The sequence below is a fragment of the Rhizobium sp. CNPSo 3670 genome (assembly GCF_057784555.1).
In genome coordinates, this window is the sequence record NZ_JBXSOL010000034.1 from 1 (window position 1) to 24,694 (window position 24,694).

22 protein-coding genes, 1 tRNA gene and 3 pseudogenes are annotated in these 24,694 nt (G+C 60.8%); 13 read left to right on the plus strand and 13 right to left on the minus strand.

Annotation, left to right across the window (positions count from 1 at the left end):
* The 5 genes and pseudogenes from AC13QO_RS25435 to AC13QO_RS25455 form a co-directional block, all read right to left on the minus strand.
* Positions 1-204, minus strand: a pseudogene (locus AC13QO_RS25435) (sugar ABC transporter substrate-binding protein); the annotation flags it as partial.
* Between the two features lie 99 nt (positions 205-303).
* Positions 304-1,812, minus strand: coding sequence for an aldehyde dehydrogenase family protein (locus tag AC13QO_RS25440; protein WP_488542231.1), 1,509 nt, complete (start codon positions 1,810-1,812; stop codon positions 304-306).
* A complete protein-coding gene (locus AC13QO_RS25445) occupies positions 1,812-2,591 on the minus strand; it encodes an enoyl-CoA hydratase/isomerase family protein (RefSeq protein WP_488542232.1) in 780 nt (259 codons plus the stop codon). Before AC13QO_RS25445 ends, AC13QO_RS25440 begins: the two co-directional genes overlap by 1 nt.
* A complete protein-coding gene (locus tag AC13QO_RS25450; RefSeq protein WP_488542233.1) occupies positions 2,584-4,206 on the minus strand; it encodes an acyl CoA:acetate/3-ketoacid CoA transferase in 1,623 nt (540 codons plus the stop codon). The genes AC13QO_RS25445 and AC13QO_RS25450 overlap by 8 nt, the downstream gene beginning before the upstream one ends.
* Before the next feature lie 13 nt (positions 4,207-4,219).
* Complete coding sequence (locus tag AC13QO_RS25455; protein WP_488542234.1) at positions 4,220-5,275, minus strand: LacI family DNA-binding transcriptional regulator; 1,056 nt, start codon at positions 5,273-5,275, stop codon at positions 4,220-4,222.
* Between the two features lie 265 nt (positions 5,276-5,540).
* Here AC13QO_RS25455 and AC13QO_RS25460 point away from each other — a divergent pair.
* Positions 5,541-7,071 (plus strand): annotated as a pseudogene (locus AC13QO_RS25460) (sensor histidine kinase).
* 101 nt (positions 7,072-7,172) lie between these two features.
* Positions 7,173-7,796 carry a carboxymuconolactone decarboxylase family protein gene (locus tag AC13QO_RS25465; protein WP_085777838.1) on the plus strand — a complete coding sequence of 208 codons (624 nt, stop codon included), beginning with the start codon at positions 7,173-7,175 and terminating at the stop codon, positions 7,794-7,796.
* Positions 7,797-7,829: 33 nt separating this feature from the next.
* On the opposite strand, the gene AC13QO_RS25470 is transcribed toward AC13QO_RS25465, so the two are convergent.
* Complete coding sequence (locus tag AC13QO_RS25470) at positions 7,830-8,873, minus strand: alpha/beta hydrolase (protein WP_434712778.1); 1,044 nt, start codon at positions 8,871-8,873, stop codon at positions 7,830-7,832.
* A gap of 229 nt (positions 8,874-9,102) precedes the next feature.
* Here AC13QO_RS25470 and AC13QO_RS25475 point away from each other — a divergent pair, with 229 nt between their 5' ends.
* Positions 9,103-9,666: a nucleoside 2-deoxyribosyltransferase gene (locus AC13QO_RS25475; RefSeq protein WP_183706368.1), complete on the plus strand. Its 564-nt coding sequence runs from the start codon at positions 9,103-9,105 to the stop codon at positions 9,664-9,666.
* Positions 9,667-9,678: 12 nt separating this feature from the next.
* On the opposite strand, the gene AC13QO_RS25480 is transcribed toward AC13QO_RS25475, so the two are convergent.
* A complete protein-coding gene (locus AC13QO_RS25480) occupies positions 9,679-10,566 on the minus strand; it encodes a LysR family transcriptional regulator (RefSeq protein WP_097601662.1) in 888 nt (295 codons plus the stop codon).
* 113 nt (positions 10,567-10,679) lie between these two features.
* Between AC13QO_RS25480 and AC13QO_RS25485 the strand changes: the two genes are divergently transcribed.
* The 4 genes and pseudogenes from AC13QO_RS25485 to AC13QO_RS25500 all read left to right on the plus strand — a co-directional run bounded on the left by AC13QO_RS25485 (position 10,680) and on the right by AC13QO_RS25500 (position 14,031).
* On the plus strand, positions 10,680-11,531 hold the full coding sequence (locus AC13QO_RS25485; RefSeq protein ID WP_488542235.1) for an oxidoreductase: 852 nt from the start codon (positions 10,680-10,682) through the stop codon (positions 11,529-11,531).
* Between the two features lie 154 nt (positions 11,532-11,685).
* Positions 11,686-12,689, plus strand: a pseudogene (locus AC13QO_RS25490) (ketopantoate reductase family protein).
* 120 nt (positions 12,690-12,809) lie between these two features.
* Complete coding sequence (locus tag AC13QO_RS25495; protein ID WP_488542236.1) at positions 12,810-13,121, plus strand: DUF1883 domain-containing protein; 312 nt, start codon at positions 12,810-12,812, stop codon at positions 13,119-13,121.
* 235 nt (positions 13,122-13,356) lie between these two features.
* Entirely contained in the window at positions 13,357-14,031 is a 675-nt protein-coding gene (locus AC13QO_RS25500) for a VIT1/CCC1 transporter family protein (RefSeq protein ID WP_097601659.1), read from the plus strand.
* Between the two features lie 13 nt (positions 14,032-14,044).
* Here AC13QO_RS25500 and AC13QO_RS25505 read toward each other — a convergent pair whose 3' ends face one another.
* Both AC13QO_RS25505 and AC13QO_RS25510 read right to left on the minus strand, forming a co-directional pair.
* Entirely contained in the window at positions 14,045-15,361 is a 1,317-nt protein-coding gene (locus tag AC13QO_RS25505; protein ID WP_488542237.1) for a replication-associated recombination protein A, read from the minus strand.
* Positions 15,358-16,761, minus strand: coding sequence for a DegQ family serine endoprotease (locus AC13QO_RS25510; RefSeq protein ID WP_488542238.1), 1,404 nt, complete (start codon positions 16,759-16,761; stop codon positions 15,358-15,360). Before AC13QO_RS25510 ends, AC13QO_RS25505 begins: the two co-directional genes overlap by 4 nt.
* Positions 16,762-16,894: 133 nt before the next feature.
* Between AC13QO_RS25510 and AC13QO_RS25515 the strand changes: the two genes are divergently transcribed.
* From AC13QO_RS25515 to AC13QO_RS25525, 3 genes are all read left to right on the plus strand, one after another.
* Positions 16,895-17,275, plus strand: coding sequence for a YkvA family protein (locus AC13QO_RS25515; protein ID WP_488542239.1), 381 nt, complete (start codon positions 16,895-16,897; stop codon positions 17,273-17,275).
* 19 nt (positions 17,276-17,294) lie between these two features.
* Positions 17,295-17,645 (plus strand): lysozyme inhibitor LprI family protein, encoded by a 351-nt coding sequence (locus AC13QO_RS25520; protein ID WP_488542240.1) that lies wholly within the window; start codon positions 17,295-17,297, stop codon positions 17,643-17,645.
* Positions 17,636-17,714, plus strand: a tRNA-Lys gene (locus AC13QO_RS25525). Before AC13QO_RS25520 ends, AC13QO_RS25525 begins: the two co-directional genes overlap by 10 nt.
* On the opposite strand, the gene ilvD is transcribed toward AC13QO_RS25525, so the two are convergent.
* Positions 17,705-19,543 (minus strand): dihydroxy-acid dehydratase, encoded by a 1,839-nt coding sequence (ilvD, locus tag AC13QO_RS25530; RefSeq protein ID WP_097601655.1) that lies wholly within the window; start codon positions 19,541-19,543, stop codon positions 17,705-17,707. The two genes, AC13QO_RS25525 and ilvD, sit on opposite strands and share 10 nt — an antisense overlap.
* A 339-nt stretch (positions 19,544-19,882) precedes the next feature.
* Between ilvD and msrP the strand changes: the two genes are divergently transcribed.
* Both msrP and msrQ read left to right on the plus strand, forming a co-directional pair.
* Complete coding sequence (msrP, locus tag AC13QO_RS25535) at positions 19,883-20,830, plus strand: protein-methionine-sulfoxide reductase catalytic subunit MsrP (RefSeq protein WP_488542241.1); 948 nt, start codon at positions 19,883-19,885, stop codon at positions 20,828-20,830.
* A complete protein-coding gene (gene msrQ, locus AC13QO_RS25540; RefSeq protein WP_488542242.1) occupies positions 20,830-21,486 on the plus strand; it encodes a protein-methionine-sulfoxide reductase heme-binding subunit MsrQ in 657 nt (218 codons plus the stop codon). The genes msrP and msrQ overlap by 1 nt, the downstream gene beginning before the upstream one ends.
* Positions 21,487-21,496: 10 nt before the next feature.
* Here msrQ and AC13QO_RS25545 read toward each other — a convergent pair whose 3' ends face one another.
* Positions 21,497-21,898, minus strand: a complete 402-nt coding sequence (locus tag AC13QO_RS25545; RefSeq protein WP_488542243.1) for a ribosomal maturation YjgA family protein — start codon at positions 21,896-21,898, stop codon at positions 21,497-21,499.
* Between the two features lie 161 nt (positions 21,899-22,059).
* Between AC13QO_RS25545 and AC13QO_RS25550 the strand changes: the two genes are divergently transcribed.
* Entirely contained in the window at positions 22,060-22,929 is an 870-nt protein-coding gene (locus AC13QO_RS25550) for a DUF817 domain-containing protein (protein ID WP_488542244.1), read from the plus strand.
* Between the two features lie 144 nt (positions 22,930-23,073).
* Here the strand turns inward: AC13QO_RS25550 and rplQ are convergent, their stop codons facing one another.
* Together rplQ and AC13QO_RS25560 are read right to left on the minus strand one after the other, a co-directional pair.
* On the minus strand, positions 23,074-23,496 hold the full coding sequence (gene rplQ / locus AC13QO_RS25555) for a 50S ribosomal protein L17 (RefSeq protein ID WP_011424993.1): 423 nt from the start codon (positions 23,494-23,496) through the stop codon (positions 23,074-23,076).
* Between the two features lie 124 nt (positions 23,497-23,620).
* Positions 23,621-24,631, minus strand: a complete 1,011-nt coding sequence (locus tag AC13QO_RS25560) for a DNA-directed RNA polymerase subunit alpha (RefSeq protein ID WP_003547579.1) — start codon at positions 24,629-24,631, stop codon at positions 23,621-23,623.
* Positions 24,632-24,694 lie beyond the last annotated feature (63 nt).

The following is a 24,694-nucleotide window of genomic DNA, read 5'->3' on the forward strand; positions in this document are numbered from 1 at the left end:
ACCGCCGCCGGCAACCGGAACGTCCTTCCAGGCAAAACCTTCCTTCGACAGATCCTGCTTCAGAACGTTCAAAGCCGCTGCCTCGCCGCCTGACGTCCACCAGTGCAGCATCTGCACTTCCTTCACGTCGGCAGCGCGGGCGGGCACGCCGGCGCCGGCCAGAGCCAATGCGATCACCGCAGTCGTTGTCAGAAACTTACGCATCAAAGAACCTCCCAGTTCAGTTTGGAGGATGCGGAACCATTCCCGCATCCCGATCACCCGCCCTCCTCAGGCGTAGCTTCGCTGCCGGCCAAGCCGGCCTTAGCTTCGCGGCATCCACCAATTGGTGCGCTTGCCGATATGCATGTTCAGCGTCTTGGTCTCCGTGTAATCCTCGACCGCATGGCGGCCGAGCTCGCGGCCGAGGCCGCTCTGCTTGTAACCGCCGAAGGGAAGCTCTGAGGCGCCGTCCATGAAAGTGTTCATCCAGACCGTGCCCGCCCGCACTGACCGGCCGATCGTCAGGCAGGTATCGAAATCGCGGCTCCAGACACCGGCCGACAGGCCGTAGTCGATCGAATTTGCAATCCGGATCGCTTCGGCAGTCGTCTCGAACGTCAGAACCGACAGGACCGGGCCGAAGACTTCCTCGCGCGCCACCGCCATATCGGGTGTCACCGCTTCGAGGATCGTCGGCGACATGAACTGCCCCATGCCGAGATCGAGTGTCTCGCCACCATGGGCGACGCGAGCGCCGCTGCCCCTCGCACCGGCGACATATCCCGAGATCTTTTCCAGATGCTGCGGCGTGATGATCGCGCCGACCTGCGTCGAGGGATCTAGGGGATCACCGACCCTCACTCCCTTCGACAGTTCGGCAATCCGCCTGACGATGTCGGAGGCGGTTGATTTATGGAGGATCAGCCGCGAGCCGGCGTTGCAGCACTCGCCGGCATTGAAATAGGCTCCGAAGACAGCGGCATCGACGAAGGCATCGAGATCGGCGTCCGGGAATACGATCTGCGGGTTCTTGCCGCCGAGTTCCAACGAGACCTTCTTCAGCGTCTGCGCCGCATTCGACATCGTCAACTTGCCGACTCCGGTCGAGCCGGTGAAGGACACCATATCGACGTCCGGATGCGACGTCATGACCGCGCCGACCTCAGGTCCCGTACCGGTGACAATGTTGACGACACCATCCGGAACACCTGCTTCCTGCAGGATTTCTCCGAGCACGAGCGTCGATCCCGATGTCAGTTCCGAGGGCTTGACGACGGTCGTGCAGCCCGCTGCCAGGGCGAAAGGCAGCTTCTGGCCGACGATGAGGAACGGAAAATTCCAGGGCGTGATGATCGACACCACGCCGATCGCTTCGCGCAGCACGACGCCGAGCGTACCATCGCCGAGCGTGTTATAGCTTTCCCCGTGAAGGTCGCGCGCAAGCGCCGCCGCGTAACGCCAGATGTCGACCGAACCGGCAATTTCACCCCGCACCTGGGTGATCGGTTTCCCCGCCTCGATCGCATCGAGAAACGCCAGCTCCTCTGCCCGCGCCGCGATCAGATCGGCAGCCTTGAGCAGGATAGCGGACCGTTCGGAAGCGGTCATCCGCGGCCACGGCCCGAGATCGAATGCCTTGCGTGCGGCAGCAATGGCGCGCTCGGCATCCGTCTTGCTGCCTGTGGGGAAGCGGCTGACCACGACCCCGTGACTCGGCGCGACACGATCGATCGGATCGGCGCTCCCGGCCTCCCATCTGCCGTCGATCAGCATCTGGAAATCGCGCGCTTTGTGATCGCTCAGCGCGGTGGGGTTGACCAGGACCGTCATTACCATTCTCCCTTGAACGTTGCCGGGCGCTTCTCGCTGAATGATGCGACGCCCTCCTTCAGATCGCCGGTCTTGGCGGCGAGGATCGAGCCCAGGGCTTCGACCGCGGTTCCATTGTCTTCGCCGTTCGCCGATGCGATCATCAACTTGGCGATCTCGATGGCCGCCGGCCCCCTTGCGGCGATCCGTTCAGCATAGTCCCTGGCGGCGGCCAGCGCGTTTCCGGTGGGAACTACCGCATCGACGATTCCGAGCAGGCGCGCCTCCTCGGCGGTAAAAACCTCGCCGCCGAGCGCCATGCGCCGGACGGCCTGGGCGCCGAAGCGGCGCACGAGACGCTGGGTCCCGGACCAGCCCGGGACCATTCCAAGGCCGGTCTCCGGCAGGCCGATCTTGATGTGTTGCTCGGCGAGGCGAATGTCGGCGACACCTGCAAGCTCAAGCCCGCCTCCGAGGGCATGGCCGTTCAGGGCCGCGACCAGCGGCACCCTGAGCGTCGCCAGTCTTTCGAAGATACGGTGGCCGTGGCGAACCCAGGAATGACCGAATTCCTGCGGCAGCATTCCGCCCCAGGCCTTGATATCGCCGCCGGCAGAAAAGCCCTTTCCTTCGCCAGTGAGAACGGCTGCGCGAACGTCCGGGTTCGCCTCCACCGCGTCGGCCGCCTCCGCCAAAGCCTTCAGCATGTCGAGATCGAGCGCGTTCAGCTTCTCCGGCCGGGAGATCGTCAGCGTTGCCACGTGGCCTTCGATATCGACCTTGACCGTTCCGCTAGCCATGAAAGGTGCCCTCCAATGTCCGCGCCTTCTTTGCGGGAAGCGAGAGGCCTATCTCAGCCTCAAGGAACAGTGCGGCGTCCATAACCTTGAGATCAGGCGCGACGATCAGCGGGAACTCGGACTGGTCGAGGATATGAGCCTGCAGATCGACCCCAGGAGCGATCTCGGTCAACACGATGCCGTCGGGCGTCAGCTTCATCACACACCGCTCGGTGACATAGGTGATGTCCTGCCGCTGCTCGATCGCCCGCCTGCCGCTGAAGGTGACGTGTTCGACCTCGTTCACCAGCTTCTTCAGCTTGCCTTCCCTCTCGATGAGCAGAGTTCCATCGGCGATCGAAAGCTTCGCTCCGGCGTTGAACATGCCGGAGAAGACGATCTTCTTCGCCCGCGCCGTGATGTCGACGAAGCCTCCGGCACCCGCCGTCACATGCGGCCGGAAGGAGAGCTTGGAGACATTGACCGAACCGTCCCTGCCGATCTCGAGGAAGGAGAGCAGCGATGCATCGAAGCCTGCCCCTTGGAAATAGGTGAACTGATAGGGAGACGGCATATAGGCATCGGCGTTGGAGGCGCAGCCGAAGGCAAAGTCGAGCAGCGGCACGCCGCCGACCGCTCCCTGCTCGATGACCCAGGTGACCGCGCCATGGAGCCCCTCCTCCAGCAGAATGCGCGGCACATTGGCCGAGATGCCGAAGCCAAGATTGACGCAGCTTCCCGCTTGAAGTTCCTGCGCGACGCGACGCGCAATGACTTTCTGAACATTGAACTCCGGAACGCTGAAGCTATCGAGCGGGCGGAAGATCTCCCCTGATATCGCCGGATCGTACTGCGTCTGCGTCGTCTGCTTCTGTTCGGGATCGACGATGACATAGTCGACCAGCATTCCCGGAACCCGGACGTCATGCGGTTTCAGCGAGCCTTCCTTGGTGATCCGCTTGACCTGCGCGATGACGATCCCGCCATTATTGCGGGCGGCAAGGGCCTGATCGAGACCGCCGAGATAGGCGCCTTCATGTTCATATGTGAGGTTGCCGCGTTCGTCGGCCGTCGTAGCGCGAATGATGGCGACCTGAGGAACGATCGAGGGAAAGAACAGCCAATCGTCGCCCTCGAAGCTGACGCGCTTGACCACCGGATCGTTCGAAGCCAGTTCGTTCATCGCGCAGCCCTGCCGCCGGGGATCGACGAAGGTGTCGATGCCGATCTTGGTCAGGACGCCCGGCCGCTTGGCGGCGGCCTCGCGGTGAATGTCGAAGAGAATACCGGAGGGAATGTTATAGGCCGGAATCTCATTGTTGGTGATCATCTGCCAGATCAGCGGCGGTTCGGCCGTCGACGGGCCGGAGGGATAAGAGCCGCCGATGACGCATTTGAGCAGTCCCTTCTTGGCGATATAGTCGACGCCCTTGATGCCACTCATATCCCCGGCGGCAATCGGGTGAAGGGTTGTAATGTGACGGGGATGGCCGGTCGCATCGAAACGCTCGCCGATCGCCTTTAGCATCAGGTCGGGGCAGCCGAGACCGCTCGACGAGGACACTGTGACAACGGCGCCGTCCGGGATCAGTGCCGCCGCTTCGGCTGGTGTCAGATGCTTCTTCTTGTGCGTCACTTCGAACCCCGTTTCAATTTGCCGCTCCGCCGGCCCTCGCCTGCGAGGCTGTGCCGGCGCCGCAACTTTCGCGGACGACGAGCCGAACGGCTGTCGTCACCGTCTCCGCTTCGGCCCTGCCGGCATTGATCTGCTTGAGGAGCATCTGCGCGCCGCGGCGCCCGATGCCTTGTGGATCGACCGAGACCGTCGTCAGCGCCGGAACCGCCGCCTGAGCCTCGATGACGTCGTCGAAACCGACGACGGCAAAGTCGGCGCCCGGCTCCAGACGGCGCGCACGTAATCCGTCGCAGACTCCGAAGGCGACTGCATCGTTGAAGCAGACGGCTGCAGTGGGCCTATCGCCATAAGCAATCGCTTTTCCGATCGCCTCGACGCCGCCCGCTCGCGACGGGGCGGACGAGATCACGAGTGCCTCGTCGTAGCCGAGTCCGGCCGCTTCCATTCCGCTGCGGTAACCGGCAAGGCGATCGTCGAAGACAGCGGTATCGGGAAAACCGCCGAGAAAAGCGATACGTTTATGACCGAGACCCACCAGATGCTGAACGGCTGACATCATGCCGGACCGGTTGTCGGAGACTATGGACGAGACCTTGGCGCCGGGCAGGTTTCGAACGACCACCACGACGGGAATCCCTGCCGCGACCAGTGGCTTGAAGTCGGCGGCATCGGTGGCGCGCGCCGGCGAGACGATCAGGCCCGAAATGCCATGTTCGCGCATAGATGCCACAACTTCGCGCTGCCTGTCGATGCTCTCACCGGTATTCGACAGGAACTGCACGAAACCGGCCGACTGAACGACCATATCGACACCCACCGCCAGCTCGGCAAAGAAGCTGTTCGTCAGGTCGTTCACGACCACGCCGATGATCCTCGATTTTGCACCCGCCTGCCGTAGATTGGCCGCGCCGCGATTGTAGACATAGCCAAGCTCCCGCATCACGGCATTGACCTTTGCGCGCGTTCCCTCGTTGACGAGGGAGGAGCCCTGCAACACCAGCGACACCGTCGACTTGGAGACGCCAGCGGCCTTCGCAATGTCGATCACGGTCACCCGGTTTTTTGTCACTTCGCCCTCCCGACGCCACCGTCGCCTAATGCATATTTATTTGGAACGTTCCAAACATGTCAAGAGGTATTTCCGTTAAAGAGGCGTCGTATGGACATTACTCCGTCGTCCTGACACCGCAGGGCGAGATTCTTTTTTTGGAACGATTTAATTGGAGGCATGGACTGCCCTCAAGGAACTCCTGTCCAGAGGCATTAGCGAAACTTTATCGTTTGTGGCCAATGCTGGGGATCGGGAACGTGCCAGATCCAAAGCGGGGCCGGAGATGCCGCATTCATTTGAAGCCATGCTGGAGAACCTGCCGCAGGGCATTGTTCTCCTTGACTCTGCCAATATGGTGACGGCTTTCAATGCCCGCGCGCTTGATATTCTGGGCCTTCCCAATGGCGCTCTGCGCAGAGGAATGAACATCGACAGCTTGCCCGGCACCGCTGACTGCCAGGCAGCCGCTTGTTCAGGGTTGACGATCGGCGGACCGCACACCTCGCAGTTTGCACTGTCTGACGGACGGATGATCTCACTAACCTGCGCTCCCTCGAGAGAGGGAAGCTGGATCCTCAGCTATGAAGACATCTCGACGCATATCCGCGTAAAAGACAATCTGACGGAACAGCATCACCGGTTCGATGCAGCCCTCAGCAATATGCCGCATGGGCTTTGCATGTTCGATTCGACGAAGAAGCTGATATTGTGCAATGCGTCCTATGCGCGGATGTACGATCTTCCGGACTTTCTGACGCAGCCCGGAACGCCGCTGGTGGACATCCTCGCCTATCGATGTCGGCAGGGAAATGGTCCGGCCGATACCGCCACCTATTTTGACGTCGTTTTCGAAGCGACGGCACTCGGTGCGCCGGCGAGCCAGAACATCGCGCCTACCGACGGGCGCATCATCAAAATCACCCACAATCCGATGCAGAACGGCGGATATGTGGCGACCCACGAGGACGTCACCAAGACCGTGCGGCTGGCGGAAGAACTGCGCCGCCATCATGATCAACTCGAAATTACGGTGCAAAGCCGAACGGCAGAGGTCGAACGGCAGGCGCGCGAGCTTGAGCGGATGCTCGCCCAGGAACGGAGCATCAACGAATTGCAGCGGCAGTTCGTGGCGATGGCATCACATGAATTCCGCACCCCGCTCGCAATCATCGATGCTGCCGCCCAGCGGCTGCTCCGGAAAGGGGGCACGGTCGAGCCCGAATTTCTCAACGACAAGGTCGAACAGATCCGCGCATCGGTGAGCCGGATCGTCGATCTCATCGAGAGCATCCTGGCGGCCGGACGCCTCGATACCGGCAAGACCGATATCAGTTATGACGCCTGCGCCGTGGGAACGTTGATCAGAACATGCTGCGAGCGGCAGTCGGCGATCTCGAAGACGCATGGGTTCGTGCTTTGCATAGACGGGTTGCCGGAATTCATCGATGCCGATCCCCGCAGCTTAAGCCAGGTCTTTACCAATCTGCTCTCGAATGCGGTGAAATACGCGCCAGGAACCTCCGAAATTCGTGTCACGGCATGGGAGGAGACGGGCAATATCAAGGTTTCGGTCAGCGACGATGGCGTGGGGATCGATGCTGAAGACGTGCCCCGGTTGTTTCAGCGCTATTTCCGCGCGCGGACGTCGACCGGGATTGCCGGAACCGGTATCGGCCTCAATCTTGTGAAGCAGATCATCGAACTGCATCAAGGCTCGATAGAGGTGCGGAGTGCAAGAGGGCGGGTCCACCTTCACCGTCACTCTTCCAATCAAGAGAGCCGCTGACGTACTGGCGAGCAACGACGTTGCCTGATCATTCAGCCTATGGCCGATGGCTCGTTCCCGAACTGCCGGAGCGGGATTGCTGTCCGGCATATCTACCCTATCCTTCTCGCAATAGAGGAGGATCATGCCATGGCTTTCATTCACACCCCGGATGCATCCGCCAGCGAGAAGACGACGTCGATGTACGCGTCGGCCGAGGCGAATTATGGTTATCTGCCGAACATGTATCGCGCCTTCGGCCACCGGCCGGAGGTAATGGAGAGCTGGGCCGGGCTGCTTTCGAGCATTCGCGGCCATATGAGCCTCAGGCGCTACGAACTGGTGACGCTGGCGGCGGCCAAAGAACTCAAATCCTCCTATTGCATGCTGGCGCACGGCTCCGTGCTGCTGCGCGAGGGATTTACCAGCGACGGGCTGACGGCGGTTGTCAACGAGACCGAAAAGGCGCCGATCGATGCCGGCGAACGCGCGATCATGACCTTTGCAGCCAAGGTGGCGCGTGATGCGACATCGGTCACGCAGCAGGATATAGACGGATTGAAGAAACACGGGCTGAGTGACGCCGAAATCTTCGACGTCACGGCCGCCACAGCGGCCCGCTGTTTCTTTTCGAAAATGCTGGATGCGCTCGGCGCTGCGCCCGATCACGCCTATATCGAGCGGCTGGAGCCGAATGTGCGAAAGGCGCTCAGTGTCGGCCGGGAAGTCGAGCGGCCTCTGGCGCCCACACCCTCGGGCGGCACATCGCATTGATGCAGTGTCGGCTGACGCCGGCGGCTGTGGCCCCTATTCTTCCGGTTTGTCGGCAAAATGCCGGATCGCAAACTCGGCAATAGTCTGGCTCGAGCGATCGGCATCGTCGAGCATGGCGGGAAATAGCTGCCACTGATGCGGCATGCCCGGCCAGACCTCGGTGGTCACATCCACGCCCTCCTCGCGCGCTTTGTCGGCGAGGCGCAGCGTGTCGTCAAGCAGGGCTTCGCCGGAACCGACCTGCAGCAATAGCGGCGGGAATCCCGTCATGTCGGCATAAAGCGGTGAGGCCTGAGGATCGGTGGCAGGCCGGCTGCCGAGATAGGTCTTACGCAAAGTCTCGAGCCACGCCTTATCGACCAGCGGGTCGCTGCCGGCATTTGCCGTCATCGTTCCGCCCGTCGCGGCGAGATCGGTGATCGGGCTCAGCGCAATCACAGCCGCCGGCAGGGGTTTTGCTGCCTGCTTCTGCCGCAGCACCGCCTCGAGCGCGATATTGCCACCGGCGCCGTCTCCCGCCACGACGACATTCTCGTTGCGATATCCGTTATCGAGAAGCCAGCGGTAGGCCGTCAGCGCGTCGTTGATCTGAGCGGGATAGGCATACTCCGGCATCAACCGATAATTGATCAGAAGCACGTCGCTGGATGCGGCCTTGGCGAGCGAACCGGCGAAGAGGCTGTGCGTGCGGATGGAACCGCCGGAAAAGCCGCCGCCATGAATGTAGAGGATCACCCTTTTGCCGATCGGGTGATGGAGCCGGGCGGGCCACATCAGCTCGCCATCCACGCCGTCGGCATCGACCTGCCTAACCTGGATGCGCGTCGGCCCGGGCATTGTTTCCATCAGCCTGGCGAAAGCAGCCCTGCGCTCTTGCAGACTGTCGGCGCCGGCAAAATGCTCCTTCCAGAGGCCGAGCAGCTTTTCGACCTGCGCATGCGAGGACTGGCTCTGCGGCCCGATTTCCTGTCCCAGCGCCAGTGGAGACGATAGAATCAGCACGACCAAGGCGGGAAAGAGATATCTGGGCCGCTTCGACCCTCCTCGATCAGCATTCGACAAAATCCGCCCCTTCATCAATCTCTCCCGATGATGCTGCCGATGGCCGTATCTTTGGCCGCTTTGCCCAGCGGAGTCAAAAGGGTGACGAGTGCAACCTTCCGCTTTTTCAAGTCTCCAACGGAGACCGGAAAAATCGACAATCACCGCCAGCGCGGCTTGCCATCTGGCAGGCTTCCATCGGAAATAGGCTCCCGCCCTGCCCTCAACTTCCGTGCTTCGGCTCGCTTAGGAATGAAGGATACCGATGACCACCATTTACCTTGCCGGCCCGGAAGTCTTTCTTCCCGATGCACTGCCCATCATGGCCGAGAAACGCCGATTGGCGCGTCAGTTCGGCTTCGAACCGACGGGGCCTGGCAGTGACGAGAACCAGACGCCGATAAAGCGGACGGCTGCGGAGATCTACACCCGCAATGACGTCGCCATGCGCCGGGCCGAAATCTGCCTCGCCAACATCACTCCCTTTCGGGGCGTCAGCGCCGACCCGGGCACGGTCTACGAGATCGGCTTCATGATTGCTCTCGGGAAATCGGTCTTCGCCTATACCAACCACCCCGACGACTATGGGCTGCGCGTCCGCTCGATCTGGTATGCGGGAATGGAGATCGATGAGACGAGCGGACGCCCGCGCGGGCCTGACGGAATCGCGATTGAAAATCACGGCATGGCCGACAACCTGATGATCGACGGAGGCGTCGAGGCGACGGGAGGCAAGGTATTCCGTGCGACCGCTCTGCCGGCGGATCCTGCACGCGACCTGACGATTTATCTTCAGGCGCTTCAGACGATCGCTGGTCTGCGTGGGTAGGAATTGAAGCTTTTACTCTGCCCTGATCGCGTCGATCACCGCCCTGAAGCCCGCAGACATGTGTCGGCGGCTGGGATAATAGAGATAGAGCGGTTCCTCCGGCTGACACCAATCATCGAGCACCTGGACGAGCTCTCCGTCGGCAATGGCCTTTGCGACGCGAGGCTCCCAGATATAGGCAAGGCCGACGCCGCCGAGCGCTGCCTGCATCATCAGTTCGTGATCGTCGAGCGAAAGCGGTCCGGTCGGCTGAAAACTCACCGTCTGGCCGTCCTTCTCGAATTCCCAGGCATAACGTGCACCGGAGGGAAACATGTTCTGGATGCAGAGGTGGCGCTTGAGCTCGTAAGGCGTTTGCGGCTTCGGACGCCTTGCGAAGTAGGCCGGTGAACCGACAACGACCAGGCGGATGCGCGGCTTGATGCGCAGGGCGATCATGCCTTCCGTGACGCGCTCGCCGAAACGGATGCCGGCATCAAAACCTTCCTCGACGATGTCGACCAGCCGATCGGTCGCGTTAATTTCCAGCTGCAAATTGGGATTACGTTCAATCAAAGGGGCGATGACACGGCCGATGACGAAGGAACCGATCGAATTCGGCACGTTGATCCTCACCCTGCCGAATGGCGTGTCGCGGTAGCGGTTCAGCGCATCGAGTGCGGTCGCCATCTCCCCGAACGCCGGGATGAGATGTGAGACCAGGAGTTCGCCTGCTTCCGTCAGCGAAACGCTGCGGGTTGTGCGGTTGAGCAGGCGGATGCCAACTCGGTCTTCCAGATTAAGCACGGCATGGCTAACGGCAGAGGCTGTGACGCCCCGCTCCTCCCCTGCCTTGCGGAAGCTCTTGTGCCGCGCCACGGCCGCGAAGGCGGCCAGTTCGGAAAGTTCCGTTGCACGCATTGCTGAATTCCACTCATCATAGCATCAATAATAACAAATCTTATACAGCATCGGAATTTCGGTCAAATTCAGCCCGTCAGCATAAAGATGCGACAACAACAAAGGAATTCGTCATGAAAGTCTGGTTTATTACTGGTGCATCGCGCGGTTTCGGCGCGCTGATGACCAAGGAGGCACTTGCAGCGGGCGATGCCGTCATCGCCACCGCCCGCAACGCCAAGACCATTATCGAGCAGTTCAGGGATCATCCGAACCTGCTGGCCGTCGCCCTCGACGTCACCAACGAGACGCAAGCGAAGGAGGCTGCAGCCGCCGGCATCGCCCGCTTCGGCCGCATCGACGTGCTTGCCAACAATGCCGGCTACGGCCTACTCGGCGCAGTCGAGGAAGCCACGGCCGAAGAGATCGAAAGGATCTATGCCACCAATGTCTTCGGTCTCCTGAAGGTGACACGCGCCGTGCTGCCCTATATGCGCCGCCAGCGTGCCGGCCATATCCTGAACTTCTCCTCCATCGGTGGCTATTTCGGCTATCCCGGCTGGGGTGTCTACGGCTCGACCAAATTCGCCGTCGAGGGACTGTCGGAATCCATGGCCGCCGAACTCGAACCTCTCGGCATCAAGGTGACGATCGTCGAGCCCGGCTTCTTCCGCACGGACTTCCTCGCCGACAGCTCGCTGGCAATAAGCCCGGCCTCGATCGCCGATTACGAAGGCACGCCGGCCGGAAACATGCGTAGTTTCGCCGCCGACGCCAATCACGCCCAGCCTGGCAACCCCGCCAAGCTCGCTGCCGGCATCATGACGATGGTCAACTCCGCCAACCCGCCGCTGCGCATGCCATTCGGCAGCGATACGGTCGCTATGATTGAGTCGCAGCATGCGAGTGTCGAAAAGGAACTGGCCGCCTGGCGCGAGCTTGCCGTCTCCACGGATTTTGCAAGCCACGCAACCGCTGGGGTCTGAGCAGCCAAGACCAATGCCGCCGCATTCGGATCTGGGCATGCGGCGGCAGCGCCTTGGAATTGATGCAAAGAACGCCTTGCGGCGAATTGGCATTCGCCTCTCGCTGAGGATGGCCTAGATGTAAGTCAGACCGTGACCCGTGAAGAGGCAACGCATGTCCATCAAGTCCATCTGTATTTATGGCGCCGGCGCCCTTGGCGGCGCTATCGCGCCAAGCTCGCAGGCAAGGAAGATAACGACATCGACGTCTCCGTCGTCGCGCGTGGGGCGCATCTCGATACGATCCGCAGCCACGGTCTCAGCCTGCGCGGGGCCGATGCGGAAACCCCGCTCAAGGTGCGCGTGACGGCAACCGACGATCCGAAGACATTGCCGCGACAGGATCTCGTCATCACCGGCCTGAAGGGACATCAGCTGCCGCCTGCCGCCGAGGGGATCGCCGGTCTGCTCAAGCAAGGCACCCGCGTCGTTATGATCCTCAACGGCATTCCGCGGTGGTATTTTCATCGCGATACCAGGAGCGGATATGCGGAGCTGCAATTCGACGAGCTCGATCCCGGCGGCAGGCTCTGGCGGCTGATCGGCCCCGACCGCGTGATTGGCTGCGTCGCTTATCAAGGTGCGGAAGTTGCCAGCCCGGGCGAGATCCGGCTTTCTCACAACGGCCGCTTCGTGCTTGGCGAGCCCTCCGGCGAAATGTCTGCCGATCTTTCGGCCATAGCAGCGGTGCTGACCGGCGCCGGCCTCAGCATTACGACCACGGCGGACATCCGCAGCGAAATCTGGAGCAAGTTGATGGGCAATGCCGCCTTCAACCCGATCAGCGCTCTGACGCGGGCGCTGATGACCGACATTATGGCGGATCCGTCGCTCATGGATCTGATCAGCAAGGTCATGAAGGAAGTGCGCGCCGTCGGCGACGCGGTCGGCGCGCATTTCGCCATGTCAGTCGAGCAGCGGCTGGAGCAATCGCGCCACATCGGCGGGGTTCGAACCTCGATGTTGCAAGACTTAATCGGCGGCAAGGCGCTCGAAATTACCCCGCTTGTGGGCATGCTGGTGGCGCTTGGACGCCTGATCGCCGTGCCGACCCCGGTATCGGAGACGATCCTGGCGCTGGTAACGCAGCTGGATCGGGAAAACCGGCGCGGCAACTGACAACGAGGAGAGCGGCCATCGGGGTCGATCATTCCTTTCCCGACACCGCGCCGATTTCCAACTTTTCGTTAACCGGCATGCTGGTAAAATCTCGCCAAGTTATCAGACGCCGCGAGACCGATGCAGAAACCGAATTTCCGCTTCACCCATTACGATCTCAAGGAACAGCGAGCCGGAACGATCGTCGAGGTGTCTCTGAATGCGGTGAACAATGTTCGTCTGATGACGGCGCCGAACTTCCAGCGTTTCACCGAGGTTCTCGATTTCAAATATATCGGCGGCGTGGCGCGCAAGTCGCCGGTCAAGCTCGCCGTTCCGGAAAGCGGCCACTGGCACGTTGTCGTCGATATGGAAAGCCACCACGGGCTCGCGGAATCCGCCGTCAAGGTGATCGCCGCGCCTGTCAATCAGAAGACGCCACGCCCCTCCTGAGCTTTGCAGCACCGGCATCTTTTCTGACGCGCCAGGACAGGCACGGACGTGTTTTGTCGACAGACCTGATCAGGAGACGGCCAATCGTACTGATCTTGATCACGATCAATGAATCATCCCGAGTCGTCGTTCACAATTCTCAGTCGCGGGGCTTCCACCACGCCGCCAGCTGCAGTCGGCTCCCATTCATGCTCGGATCGCGGAGAGAGGAATATCTCATCACCTGGGGCAGCCCATGACTTCGAACCCGATCGATCGTGTTACCGATATCATCGATCCCGGCGATGCACTCGGTGAAGTCCTTTTCGGACTGATCATGGCGCTGACTTTGACGGTCGGCTCGAGACTTGTTTTTGAAGAAGAGGGGCTGGATGCTCAGGAGTTGATCGTCGCAACAGTCGGATGCAACGTCGCCTGGGGGATCATTGACGCCGTTTTGTTCGTTCTGGGGACGACGTTTTACAAGAGCAGGCGGCTGCGCCTTTTTCGGCAAATCAAAGCCGCCGGAAGCGAGACCGCGGCGCTCAACATGCTCGCGAAAGAATTCCCGATCGAAGAAGCACCGTTTTCTGCAAAGGCTGCCGATGCGGACCCGCTTTATAGATCACTGCTGACGCTCGCACGCAGGGCCGATCCTGTGAGGGCGTCCCTCTCGAAAAATGATCTCCTTGCCGCCCTCGCGGTCGTTTTTCTCGTCTCGGTCACGTCCATACCGGCCGTGACCCCTTTGTTTCTCATCGACAGCGCCCACCTCGCTCTGAGAGTCAGCAACCTGTTTCTCATCACGCTGCTGTTCGTGACGGGTTATGCGTGGGCGAAATTTTCGGGAGGCAGGCCCTTTTATGCGGGGATGACAATGACTTGCCTCGGATTGCTCCTGGTCGCCATAGCGGTCGCTCTTGGCGGTTAACCCCGCCCACGCGTCAGCGCGGATTGCGCTCTTTGCGCAGCTTCGCCCACCATTCCAGCCGCTTACGGATATCCCGCTCGAAGCCGCGCTCCGGCGGATCGTAGAAGGTCTGGCGGCCCATTTTCTCCGGGAAATAATCCTGGCCGGAAAAGGCGTCCGGCTCGTCATGGTCGTAGCGATAACCTTCACCATAGCCCTCGCCTTTCATCAATTTGGTCGGCGCATTGAGGATATGTTTGGGCGGCAACAGCGAGCCGTTCTGCTTCGCGGCCTGGCTTGCCGCCTTGAATGCGGTATAGACGGCATTCGATTTCGGAGCGGTGGCGAGATAAACGCAGGCTTGGGCAAGCGCCAGCTCCCCCTCCGGCGACCCCAGGTAGTCATAAGCATCCTTGGCGGCGTTGCAGATCACCAGCGCCTGCGGATCGGCAAGCCCGATATCCTCCACCGCCATGCGCACCAGACGCCGGCCAAGATAGAGCGGATCCTCGCCGGCATCGAACATGCGGGCGAGATAATAGAGCGCAGCATCCGGATCCGAGCCGCGCACCGATTTATGCAATGCCGAAATCAGATTGTAGTGGCCGTCCTGCGCCTTGTCGTAGACAGGGGCGCGGCGCTGGACGATATGCGTCAACGCTTCGGTGTCGAAACTCTCCCCCTCGCGCGCCGCCCGCCAGACCTCTTCGGCAAGCGTCAGAACCGCGCGGCCGTCGCCATCGGCCATGCGGATCAGGCTGGCGCGCGCCTCCTCGGTCAGGGGCAGCGGCCTCTGCTCGATCGCCTCGGCGCGCGTCAGCAATTCCTCCAGGCTCTCCTCGTCATGTGACTTGAAGGTGAGGACGCGGGCGCGCGACAACAGAGCGGCGTTGAGCTCGAAGGAGGGATTTTCGGTGGTGGCGCCGACGAGGACGATGGTGCCGTCCTCCATGACCGGCAGGAAACTGTCCTGCTGGGCTCGGTTGAAACGATGAATCTCATCGACGAACAGCAGCGTCTGGCGGCCGTCCATGCGGCGCATGCGAGCCGCCTCGAACACTTTCTTCAGATCGGCGACGCCGGAAAAGATCGCCGAAATCTGCTCGAAGGCCAGCCCCGCCTCACCGGAAAGCAGCCGCGCCACCGTCGTTTTGCCGGTGCCTGGCGGACCCCAGAAGATCATCGATCCGAGCGAACCGCTTTCGATCATCCTCTTCAGCACGCCGTCCTCACCGGTCAGATGTTCCTGACCGGTGACATCGGCAAGCGTCTTCGGCCGCAACCGGTCGGCAAGCGGCCGCCTGGCGGCAACCTCCTCCGGAATACGCGGCGCGAAGAGATCATTGCTCATCGAAAGAACTGCCTGATACGCTGGCCATCGCGCTCGATTTCGACCCGCCAGAGACCCGGATCGCTGCTGGCTATCTCGGCCAGTTCTTTGGTCGATTTTACTTCCGTTCCGTTGATCGAAACGATGATATCCTTGGGCTCAAAACCCAGGCGGGCTGCCGGGGAATCTTCCTTGACATCGGCAACGACGACACCCGCCGATTCCGAGGGCATGCGCAATTCATCTGCGACGCGCGGCGACAGGTTTTCGACGACGGCGCCGGTAAAGGGAGTGCGCCCGCCGATGACGCGCTGGTCGCGCGGCGAGGTCTCCGGCGCGCGGTCGAGCGCCAGCGACAACTGCTCCTCGTGACCGTTGTCAATGACGGTCAGATTGACCGCTTTGCCGAGGCCGGCTGTCGTCAGGCGATAGAGCAACGCATCCGGATGCTCGACGGAAATGCCGTTGACTGATGTGACGATCTGGCCGGCCTTCAGCCCGGCCTTCGCCGCCGGGCTGCCTTCCGAAACCTTGACGACGAGTGCGCCGCGTACTTTGTTGAGCCCAAGCGCTTCGGCGACTTCCGACGTCACGGCATCGAAGCTTGCGCCGACATAGGGCCGCTCGAAGGATTTGACGCCGGCATCGGCGGAAGCGAGGAAGACTTTGACGAGATTGGCAGGAATGGCGAAGCCGATGCCGTTCGAGCCGCCGCCGCGCGAGAAGATCGCGGTGTTGATGCCGATCAGCTCGCCCTTCATGTTCATCAATGCGCCGCCCGAGTTGCCCGGATTGATCGAGGCGTCGGTCTGGATGAAGAAGCCGAACTCGTTCTTGACCACCTGGTTACGGGCAAGTGCGGAGACGATACCGCTCGTCACCGTCTGGCCGACGCCGAAGGGATTGCCGATCGCCAGCACCAGATCGCCGACCTCGACAGTATCGGAATTGCCGATCGGCAGCGTCGGGAAGCTCTCCTTGGTGTCGATCTTCAGCACGGCGAGGTCGACGCGGTCATCGCGCAGCACCACCTTGCAGGGGAATTCGCGGCCATCCGGCAGCGCCACCTTGATGTCATCGGCGCCTTCGACGACGTGATTGTTGGTGACGACAGTGCCGTTCGCCTCGACGATGACGCCGGACCCGAGCGAGGACTGCTTCTCGGATCGATTCGGCATCTGCTGACCGAAGAACTGCTCGAAGAAGGGATCGCCGGCAAAGGGCGACTGGCGCTGGATGATCTTTTCCGCATAGACGTTGACGACGGCGCCCGAGGTCTGTTTGACCAGCGGCGCAAATGAGAGCTGCATCTGCATCTGGCTCTCGGGCACCGTCTTTGCCGTCTGCGCCTGGGCCGCAGCCGGCAGAACGAGCATGAGAGCGAAGAGCGAAACGGAGGCGCGCTTGAACAGGCCTTGCATGGGTATCCCTTTTGAATCCTCTTAAGCAACGTTGTAGCGTCCGACGCTAGAAAGGAAAGAGGGCGGAAGCATGGAAGAATAAGGCAAGGAAGTGCCTTGAAGGCGCTGCGAATTTGATCCGGGAAGATCCACCATGCAACTGATATCAAAAGCCAAAATCTGGGCAACGTCACTGAAGCGTGACATCGTGGCGCTGTGGCTTGCCGCCCGCGATCCTCGCGTGCCCTGGTATGCGAAAGCGGTCGCTGGCGCTGTCGCAGCTTATGCGCTTTCGCCGATCGATCTGATCCCCGATTTCATTCCTGTGCTCGGCTATCTCGACGATCTCGTCATCGTGCCGCTCGGCATCCTGCTGGCGACGCGGCTCGTGCCGGCAGAGGTGATGGCTGCGCTTCGCCAGGAGGCCTCAAGGCGGACTCAGCGCCCCTCCGGCGGGGCCGGACTGATCTTCATCCTTGTCGTCTGGCTCGCCTGCATCATCTTTCTGGCTCTGGCAGTGCGCAAGCTGATTTGATCGGCAGTAAAGGAAGATGATGATGACATGGCGAATGTCGGCCGCGCTCGGTTTGGCGATCCTGATTTTCCCTTCGGATCCGGCATGGTCGGCGAGCTTCGATTGCGATGCGAAGGAATTGAAGCCGGACGAAAAGGCGATCTGCGACAACCGCGCCCTCAACGACGCCGACGTCAAGATGGTGACGACCTTCGAGCTGCTCTCCGGGCTGCTGGCCATGGGCTCTCGCGGCGCGTTGCAGGACGAGCAGACCGCCTGGTTGAAGAGGCGGCAGGAATGCGACGCCGATGCCGCCTGCATCAAGGCTGCCTACGACGAGCGGATGAAGCAGCTCGGCGAGACCTATAAAAACATCAACCGGCCGCTTTGACAGCGACCGGTTGACAAAGCAGCTGACTCTTAATCAGCGGGTCGTAGGTTCGAGGCTACTCAGCGAGCGTTCAGATCCCGCACGGCGCCGCGATCGGCGCTCGTCGCGAAAGCAGCATAGGCTTTGAGTGCGGTGGTGACGTTGCGCTTGCGAACCTCGGTCGGCCGCCAGCCCTTGTCGTCTTGCTCGGCGCGGCGGGCGGCGAGCTCGGCCTCGCTAACACGCAGGCTGATCGTACGGTTGGGGATATCGATATCGATCATGTCGCCTTCGCGCACCAGGCCGATCGTGCCGCCATTTGCCGCTTCCGGCGAGACATGGCCGATCGAGAGACCCGAGGTGCCGCCGGAGAAGCGGCCGTCGGTGATGAGCGCACAGGCCTTGCCGAGGCCTTTCGACTTCAGATAGCTCGTCGGATAGAGCATTTCCTGCATGCCGGGACCGCCCTTCGGGCCTTCGTAGCGGATGACGACGACGTCGCCGGCCTTGATCTCGTTGGCGAGGATCGCCTTGACCGACGCATCCTGACTTTCGAAGACGCGGGCCGGGCCTGAGAATTTCAGGATCGATTCATCGACGCCGGCCGTCTTGACGATGCAGCCGTCGACCGCGAGATTACCCTTTAGCACGGCAAGACCGCCATCCCTCGAGAAGGGATGTTCGACCGAACGGATGACGCCGTTTTGGCGATCGGTGTCGAGCTCGTCCCAGCGGGCCTCCTGGCTGAAGGCGACCTGGGTCGGGATGCCGCCGGGAGCGGCGCGATAGAAGTTGCGGACGGTGTCGCTGCTGGTGCGGGTGATGTCCCAGCGATCGATTGCATCGCCGAGCGTCTCGGCATGGACGGTCGGGCAATCGCGGTTCAGCAGGCCACCCTTATCGAGCTCTCCGAGGATCGACATGATGCCGCCAGCGCGATGGACATCTTCCATGTGTACATCGCTCTTGGCAGGCGCGACCTTCGACAGGCATGGCACCCGGCGCGACAGGGCGTCGATATCGGCCATAGTGAAATCGACTTCGCCTTCATGGGCTGCTGCCAGGATGTGCAGGACCGTATTGGTCGAACCGCCCATGGCGATATCGAGCGCCATCGCATTCTCGAAAGCCTGCTTGGAGGCAATGGTGCGCGGCAGCGCCTTGACGTCGTCCTGCTCGTAGTAGCGGCGGGCGAGATCAACGATCAGGTGGCCGGCCTCGACGAAGAGGCGCTTACGATCGGCATGGGTGGCAAGCGTCGAACCATTGCCGGGCAGCGACAGGCCGAGCGCCTCCGTCAGGCAATTCATGGAGTTTGCGGTGAACATGCCGGAGCACGAGCCGCAGGTCGGACAGGCTGAACGCTCGATCACCTTGACGTCGTCATCAGAGATCTTGTCGTCGGCAGCCGCGACCATGGCGTCGACGAGGTCGAGCGCATGTTGCTTGCCATGCAGCACGACCTTGCCCGCTTCCATCGGACCGCCGGACACGAAGACGGTGGGGATGTTGAGGCGCAGCGACGCCATCAGCATGCCGGGAGTGATCTTGTCGCAGTTGGAAATGCAGACCATTGCATCAGCGCAATGGGCATTGACCATGTATTCGACGCTGTCGGCGATCAACTCGCGCGAGGGCAGCGAATAGAGCATGCCATCATGGCCCATGGCGATGCCGTCGTCGACGGCGATCGTATTGAACTCCTTGGCGACGCCGCCGGCCGCCTCGATTTCGCGGGCGACGAGCTGGCCGAGATCCTTAAGATGCACGTGGCCCGGCACGAACTGGGTGAAGGAATTCACCACCGCGATGATCGGCTTGCCGAAATCCGAATCCTTCATGCCCGTGGCGCGCCAAAGGCCGCGCGCGCCCGCCATGTTGCGGCCGTGGGTCGTGGTTCTGGAACGGTAAGCTGGCATCGGTGTCTTCCTCGACATGTCGGAAACATCAGGCGAAGCCGGGGCGGCAATGAAGCCTGCGGGCCGGGCGAACGCCGCTTTTTGGAATTGTCCTAATCCAATCGATGGGGGCTGTCACTACCGGCAAGGCCAAATCCGGTACGCCGCCGGGAGAAGCGCGTTGAGCGCCATTCGAATATATACGGTTCGGCGGGCCTTTGGTTACACCCTATCCCATCACAGCAGAACACAAAAAATTGGCTTCCTGTCAGCAATATTCAAGGCATAGAAATTGATCCGAACATGCGGGCGGTTCGTTTAAGGACTATATTCGGAATATCCGCCCTGGAGGTTTTCGACATGCCAAACTATCGCCCCCCAAAGATCGCGTCGTCGGAGATCACGCCCCGCCAGATCTATCTGCGCCGCCGTGAATTCCTGGGCGCAGCGACGCTTGGCGCCATGGCGCTCTATGGCGCTGGAAAGGCCAGCGCGGCCGCCCTTTCCGCCGTCGAGACCAAGTACAAGGTCGATGAGAAGACGACGCCGATCAAGGACGTCACGACCTACAATAATTTCTATGAGTTCGGTCTCGACAAGGGCGACCCCGCCGCTCTCTCCGGCGATTTCAAGCCGCTGCCCTGGACGGTCAAGGTCGACGGCATGGTCAACAAGCCAGGTACCTTCGACGTCGAGGCGCTGATGAAGGAATTCCCGATCGAGGAGCGCACCTATCGGATGCGCTGCGTCGAGGCATGGTCGATGGTCATTCCATGGAACGGGTTTCCGCTGGCGGCGCTGCTCGACAAGGTGGAGCCGCTCGGCAGCGCAAAATATATCGCCTTCGAAACCGTCGTGCGACCGGAGGAGATGCCCGGGCAGAAGGGCTTCTTCCAGTCGCTCGACTGGCCCTATGTCGAGGGCCTGCGGCTGGACGAGGCGCGCCACCCGCTGACGCTGCTTGCCGTCGGGCTTTATGGCGAAACGCTGCCGAACCAGAACGGTGCGCCGATCCGCCTCGTCGTGCCGTGGAAATACGGTTTCAAGGGCATCAAGTCGATCGTCAGGATCACGCTCACCGACCAGCAGCCGAAGAACACCTGGCAGGTGACCAATCCGCAGGAATACGGTTTCTACGCCAACGTCAATCCAGCCGTCGACCATCCGCGCTGGAGCCAGGCGAGCGAGAGGCGCATCGGCGAAAGCGGCTTCTTCGGCGCCAGCCGTCATCCCACCCTGCCCTTCAACGGCTATGCCGATGAGGTGGCGAGCCTTTATGCCGGCATGGATCTGAAGGCGAATTTCTGATGGCGGAACTGTCGCTCGCCATCCCGAAGCGCTGGCAGCCCGCTTCCGTCTGGCTGCTTTATGTCGTCGGGTTCGTGCCCGCCGCCTGGACCTTCTATCTCGGCGCGACCGATCAGCTCGGCGCCGATCCGGTCAAGACCTTTGAGCTCTTCCTCGGCATCTGGACAATCCGCTTCCTGATCGCAACACTTGCAGTGTCCCCTGCCCGCGAGTTGTTCGGCTGGAATTATCTGCGCTACCGCCGCGCTCTCGGCCTTTTGACCTTCTACTATGCGCTGATGCATTTCACCGTTTACATGGTGCTCGACCAGGCGATGGATATTCAGGCCGTCGTCAACGACGTGCTGAAGCGCCCGTTCATCATGTTCGGCATGGCTGGCCTTGCCATGCTTATTCCCCTGGCGGTGACATCCAATAATTTCTCGATTCGTCGCCTCGGTACGACCTGGATCTGGCTACACCGCCTCGTCACCATCATTGCCGCCTGCGGGGCTCTGCATTTTGCCCTTTCGACCAAGATCCTCGATCTCGAGCAGTTTATTTATGTGGGGTTGATCATCGCTCTCATCCTTTACCGCTCCTGGCGGCCGATCGCGCGCAGTCGGAAAAAGGACCAGGGGCGGACGCGCAATCGCGCGATGGCGTCAGCTTCGTAGGACGGCAGGCCTACCGGCGATCAATCGCCGCCCAACGGGCGGGATCGAACGCGCAGGCCGCGGCTATCCCGGTGGCATAGGCCACCATATTCCAAAGAGAGAATATCCGGCCAATCAGCAGCGCGCCTGCCGTGGTCAGCCGAAACGCGTCGAGCCAAGGTGTGTGATAGAGCCGAAACAACTCCAGAGAAATCGCGATGAACAGCGCCGTGACAGCAACGACTGCCGGCCGCGACCTTGCAGCAATGAGCGCTACGAGCAGATAGACCATCGCTCCCCAGAGCGCCGATGCGCCATATTTGACGACGACGAAAGGCAGTTTGACTGCGTAGCCAAACCGTCTCAGCACCAACCCGGCCACGACAATCAAAAGCAGCGCCGCGAGATGAGTGAACCGCGATTGGGAACGCATTTCAAAGATGTCGCGCAACTTGAGCAGATCCCATCACAATCTCAGCCAGTTTGAACCGCCTAACGCGCCGCCGCAGAATTATCAAGCCAAGTACTGTTTGCCATGATGGGGTACTGATAGCCTGCGATTCGTTCAATGCAGGTCAGGATTTCGAAAGAGCCATGTCAAAGGCTGCCACGCTTCAAAGATTGCTTCCTTCACTAGACAGGCACTTGATCGATCGGCCGGCCGATCTGCGACGGAGTGGCATTCAGCGCTTTGTCGTCGAGTTCGTTTACTTTGGCGTGAAAGAAGCTCGGGCATGCCTGTTTGCCGGTCTCTTCTTCCTGGCGGTATTTCTGGTTCCGCGGGCAGGCCTTTTTCATATTCCCCGCTACGACTTGTTGCTGGTAATTGCGCTTGCGATCCAGGCATTGATGATCTGGGCAAAACTCGAAACCTTCGACGAGCTGAAGGCGATCTCGCTTTTTCATCTGATTGGTTTTGCGCTGGAGGTTTTCAAGACGTCGGGTAGCATCCAGTCGTGGAGCTACCCGGATTTCGCCTATACGAAATTATTGGGCGTCCCGCTGTTTTCCGGTTTCATGTATGCCGCCGTCGGCAGCTATGTTATCCAAGCATGGCGATTGCTTGACCTGCGTGTGAAGCACCACCCGTCTTACTGGATGGCCTGGCTGATGGCGCTAGCGATCTACGCCAACTTTTTTGCGCATCACTATCTCAGCGATTATCGTTGGTACATCGCCGCCTGCACGCTCGGTCTTTACTCCCGTACCACTATTATTTTCCGCCCCTACGATCGCGATCGGAAGATGCCTCTGCTCGTCGCCTTCATCCTCATAGGATTCTTCATCTGGCTTGCGGAAAACCTCAGCACCTTCTTCGGCATCTGGCGATATCCCAACCAAATCGGCGCCTGGTCTGCCGTCGATATCGGAAAATGGAGTTCGTGGTGCCTCCTGGTGATCATGACCTTCACGATCGTCGCAAATCTCAAACATATCAAGCAGCACATACACATACCCGATTAACGCGCGAACGATCGGCGACAGCGTTCCCGTCCTTCGGCCATCTCCCGAAACCGGAATGCTTCGACCAGTCAACCGTCCGTCGCACAAACGAAAAAAGCCGGGCTTTGTGAGCCCGGCTGTTTTCTATCCGCCGAAGCGGAAGACTTAGGCGGCGACGGCCTGCTCTTCGGCAGCGACGCGGGCCTTGTCGGCTGCGCCCTTAGCATAGGTGTCGCGGTCGACGAACTCGATCACGGCCATGGCGGCGTTGTCGCCCTGGCGGAAGCCGGCCTTCATGATGCGCAGGTAGCCGCCGTTGCGGGTGGCGTAACGCGTTGCGATCGTGTCGAACAGCTTCGAGACGACGGCAGCATCGCGGATCTGCGAGATCGCCTGACGGCGAGCGTGCAGGTCGCCGCGCTTGCCGAGCGTGACGAGCTTTTCGACGATCGGACGGATTTCCTTGGCCTTCGGCAGGGTCGTGACGATCTGCTCGTGGGTAATCAGCGAAGCCGCCATATTGGCGAACATCGCCTTGCGGTGGCTTGCAGTTCTATTCAGCTTGCGGCCGGCTTTACCATGGCGCATTGCTATTCTCCTTTAATGCAGTGCCCTTACTTCGTTACCGGGCCTGCCGTTTCCTGGCACATGCAGGCGATATGCCTGCTGTTTGACGGGGAAAGGCAGCCGAAAGAGCCTGCCTTTTGTTTTCTTAATATTGGTCTTCGTAGCGCTTGGCGAGATCTTCGATGTTCTCGGGCGGCCATGCCGGCACTTCCATGCCGAGGTGCAGGCCCATGGATGCGAGAACTTCCTTGATTTCGTTCAGCGACTTGCGACCAAAATTCGGCGTGCGGAGCATTTCTGCTTCGGTCTTCTGAATCAGGTCACCGATGTAGACGATGTTGTCGTTCTTCAGGCAGTTTGCCGAACGGACCGACAGTTCGAGTTCGTCCACCTTCTTGAGGAGAGCCGGGTTGAAAGCAAGTTCGGTGACTGCTTCCTCTTCGGTTTCCTTCTGCGGCTCGTCGAAGTTGACGAAGACGCCAAGCTGATCCTGGAGGATGCGCGCCGCAAAAGCGACGGCGTCTTCGCCGGTGATCGAGCCATCGGTTTCGATGGTCATGTTCAGCTTGTCGTAGTCGAGAACCTGTCCTTCGCGGGTATTTTCTACCTTGTAGGACACCTTCTTGACCGGCGAATAGAGGCTGTCGACCGGGATAAGGCCGATCGGAGCATCTTCCGCACGATTACGCTCGGCCGGAACATAACCCTTGCCGTTGTTGACGGTGAACTCCATCCGGATCTCGGCGCCCTCGTCGAGCGTGCAGATCACATGCTCGGGGTTGAGGATTTCGATATCGCCGACCGTCTGAATGTCGCCAGCCGTGACAACGCCCGGGCCCTGCTTGCGCACGACCATGCGTTTTGCGTCGTCGCCATCCATCTTGATGGCGATTTCCTTGATGTTGAGCACGATATCCGTGACATCTTCGCGGACGCCGGGAATCGAGGAGAATTCATGCAGCACGCCATCGATCTGCACCGCCGTAACGGCAGCACCGCGCAGCGAGGAGAGCAGAACGCGGCGAAGCGCGTTGCCGAGGGTGAGGCCGAAGCCGCGCTCCAGCGGTTCGGCGACGAGCGTCGCCCTGGTGCGCGAGCTCGAGGAGAACTCCACCTTGTTCGGCTTGATCAGTTCCTGCCAGTTCTTCTGAATCATGAGTTTGCCTTCCGTTCGTTGCCACCATCCAATCGTGACAACCGAGCTTGAAAACCACCGGGA

What these genes read in the sequence shown, in the direction of transcription:
- AC13QO_RS25440 (WP_488542231.1), bottom strand. Translation starts at nt 1,812, where the DNA reads ATGACGGTCCTGGTCAACCCCACCGCGCTGAGCGATCACAAAGCGCGC.
- AC13QO_RS25445 (WP_488542232.1), bottom strand. Translation starts at nt 2,591, where the DNA reads ATGGCTAGCGGAACGGTCAAGGTCGATATCGAAGGCCACGTGGCAACG.
- AC13QO_RS25465 (WP_085777838.1), top strand. Translation starts at nt 7,173, where the DNA reads ATGGCTTTCATTCACACCCCGGATGCATCCGCCAGCGAGAAGACGACG.
- AC13QO_RS25470 (WP_434712778.1), bottom strand. Translation starts at nt 8,873, where the DNA reads ATGAAGGGGCGGATTTTGTCGAATGCTGATCGAGGAGGGTCGAAGCGG.
- AC13QO_RS25475 (WP_183706368.1), top strand. Translation starts at nt 9,103, where the DNA reads ATGACCACCATTTACCTTGCCGGCCCGGAAGTCTTTCTTCCCGATGCA.
- AC13QO_RS25480 (WP_097601662.1), bottom strand. Translation starts at nt 10,566, where the DNA reads ATGCGTGCAACGGAACTTTCCGAACTGGCCGCCTTCGCGGCCGTGGCG.
- AC13QO_RS25485 (WP_488542235.1), top strand. Translation starts at nt 10,680, where the DNA reads ATGAAAGTCTGGTTTATTACTGGTGCATCGCGCGGTTTCGGCGCGCTG.
- AC13QO_RS25495 (WP_488542236.1), top strand. Translation starts at nt 12,810, where the DNA reads ATGCAGAAACCGAATTTCCGCTTCACCCATTACGATCTCAAGGAACAG.
- AC13QO_RS25500 (WP_097601659.1), top strand. Translation starts at nt 13,357, where the DNA reads ATGACTTCGAACCCGATCGATCGTGTTACCGATATCATCGATCCCGGC.
- AC13QO_RS25505 (WP_488542237.1), bottom strand. Translation starts at nt 15,361, where the DNA reads ATGAGCAATGATCTCTTCGCGCCGCGTATTCCGGAGGAGGTTGCCGCC.
- AC13QO_RS25510 (WP_488542238.1), bottom strand. Translation starts at nt 16,761, where the DNA reads ATGCAAGGCCTGTTCAAGCGCGCCTCCGTTTCGCTCTTCGCTCTCATG.
- AC13QO_RS25515 (WP_488542239.1), top strand. Translation starts at nt 16,895, where the DNA reads ATGCAACTGATATCAAAAGCCAAAATCTGGGCAACGTCACTGAAGCGT.
- AC13QO_RS25520 (WP_488542240.1), top strand. Translation starts at nt 17,295, where the DNA reads ATGATGACATGGCGAATGTCGGCCGCGCTCGGTTTGGCGATCCTGATT.
- ilvD (WP_097601655.1), bottom strand. Translation starts at nt 19,543, where the DNA reads ATGCCAGCTTACCGTTCCAGAACCACGACCCACGGCCGCAACATGGCG.
- msrP (WP_488542241.1), top strand. Translation starts at nt 19,883, where the DNA reads ATGCCAAACTATCGCCCCCCAAAGATCGCGTCGTCGGAGATCACGCCC.
- msrQ (WP_488542242.1), top strand. Translation starts at nt 20,830, where the DNA reads ATGGCGGAACTGTCGCTCGCCATCCCGAAGCGCTGGCAGCCCGCTTCC.
- AC13QO_RS25545 (WP_488542243.1), bottom strand. Translation starts at nt 21,898, where the DNA reads ATGCGTTCCCAATCGCGGTTCACTCATCTCGCGGCGCTGCTTTTGATT.
- AC13QO_RS25550 (WP_488542244.1), top strand. Translation starts at nt 22,060, where the DNA reads ATGTCAAAGGCTGCCACGCTTCAAAGATTGCTTCCTTCACTAGACAGG.
- rplQ (WP_011424993.1), bottom strand. Translation starts at nt 23,496, where the DNA reads ATGCGCCATGGTAAAGCCGGCCGCAAGCTGAATAGAACTGCAAGCCAC.
- AC13QO_RS25560 (WP_003547579.1), bottom strand. Translation starts at nt 24,631, where the DNA reads ATGATTCAGAAGAACTGGCAGGAACTGATCAAGCCGAACAAGGTGGAG.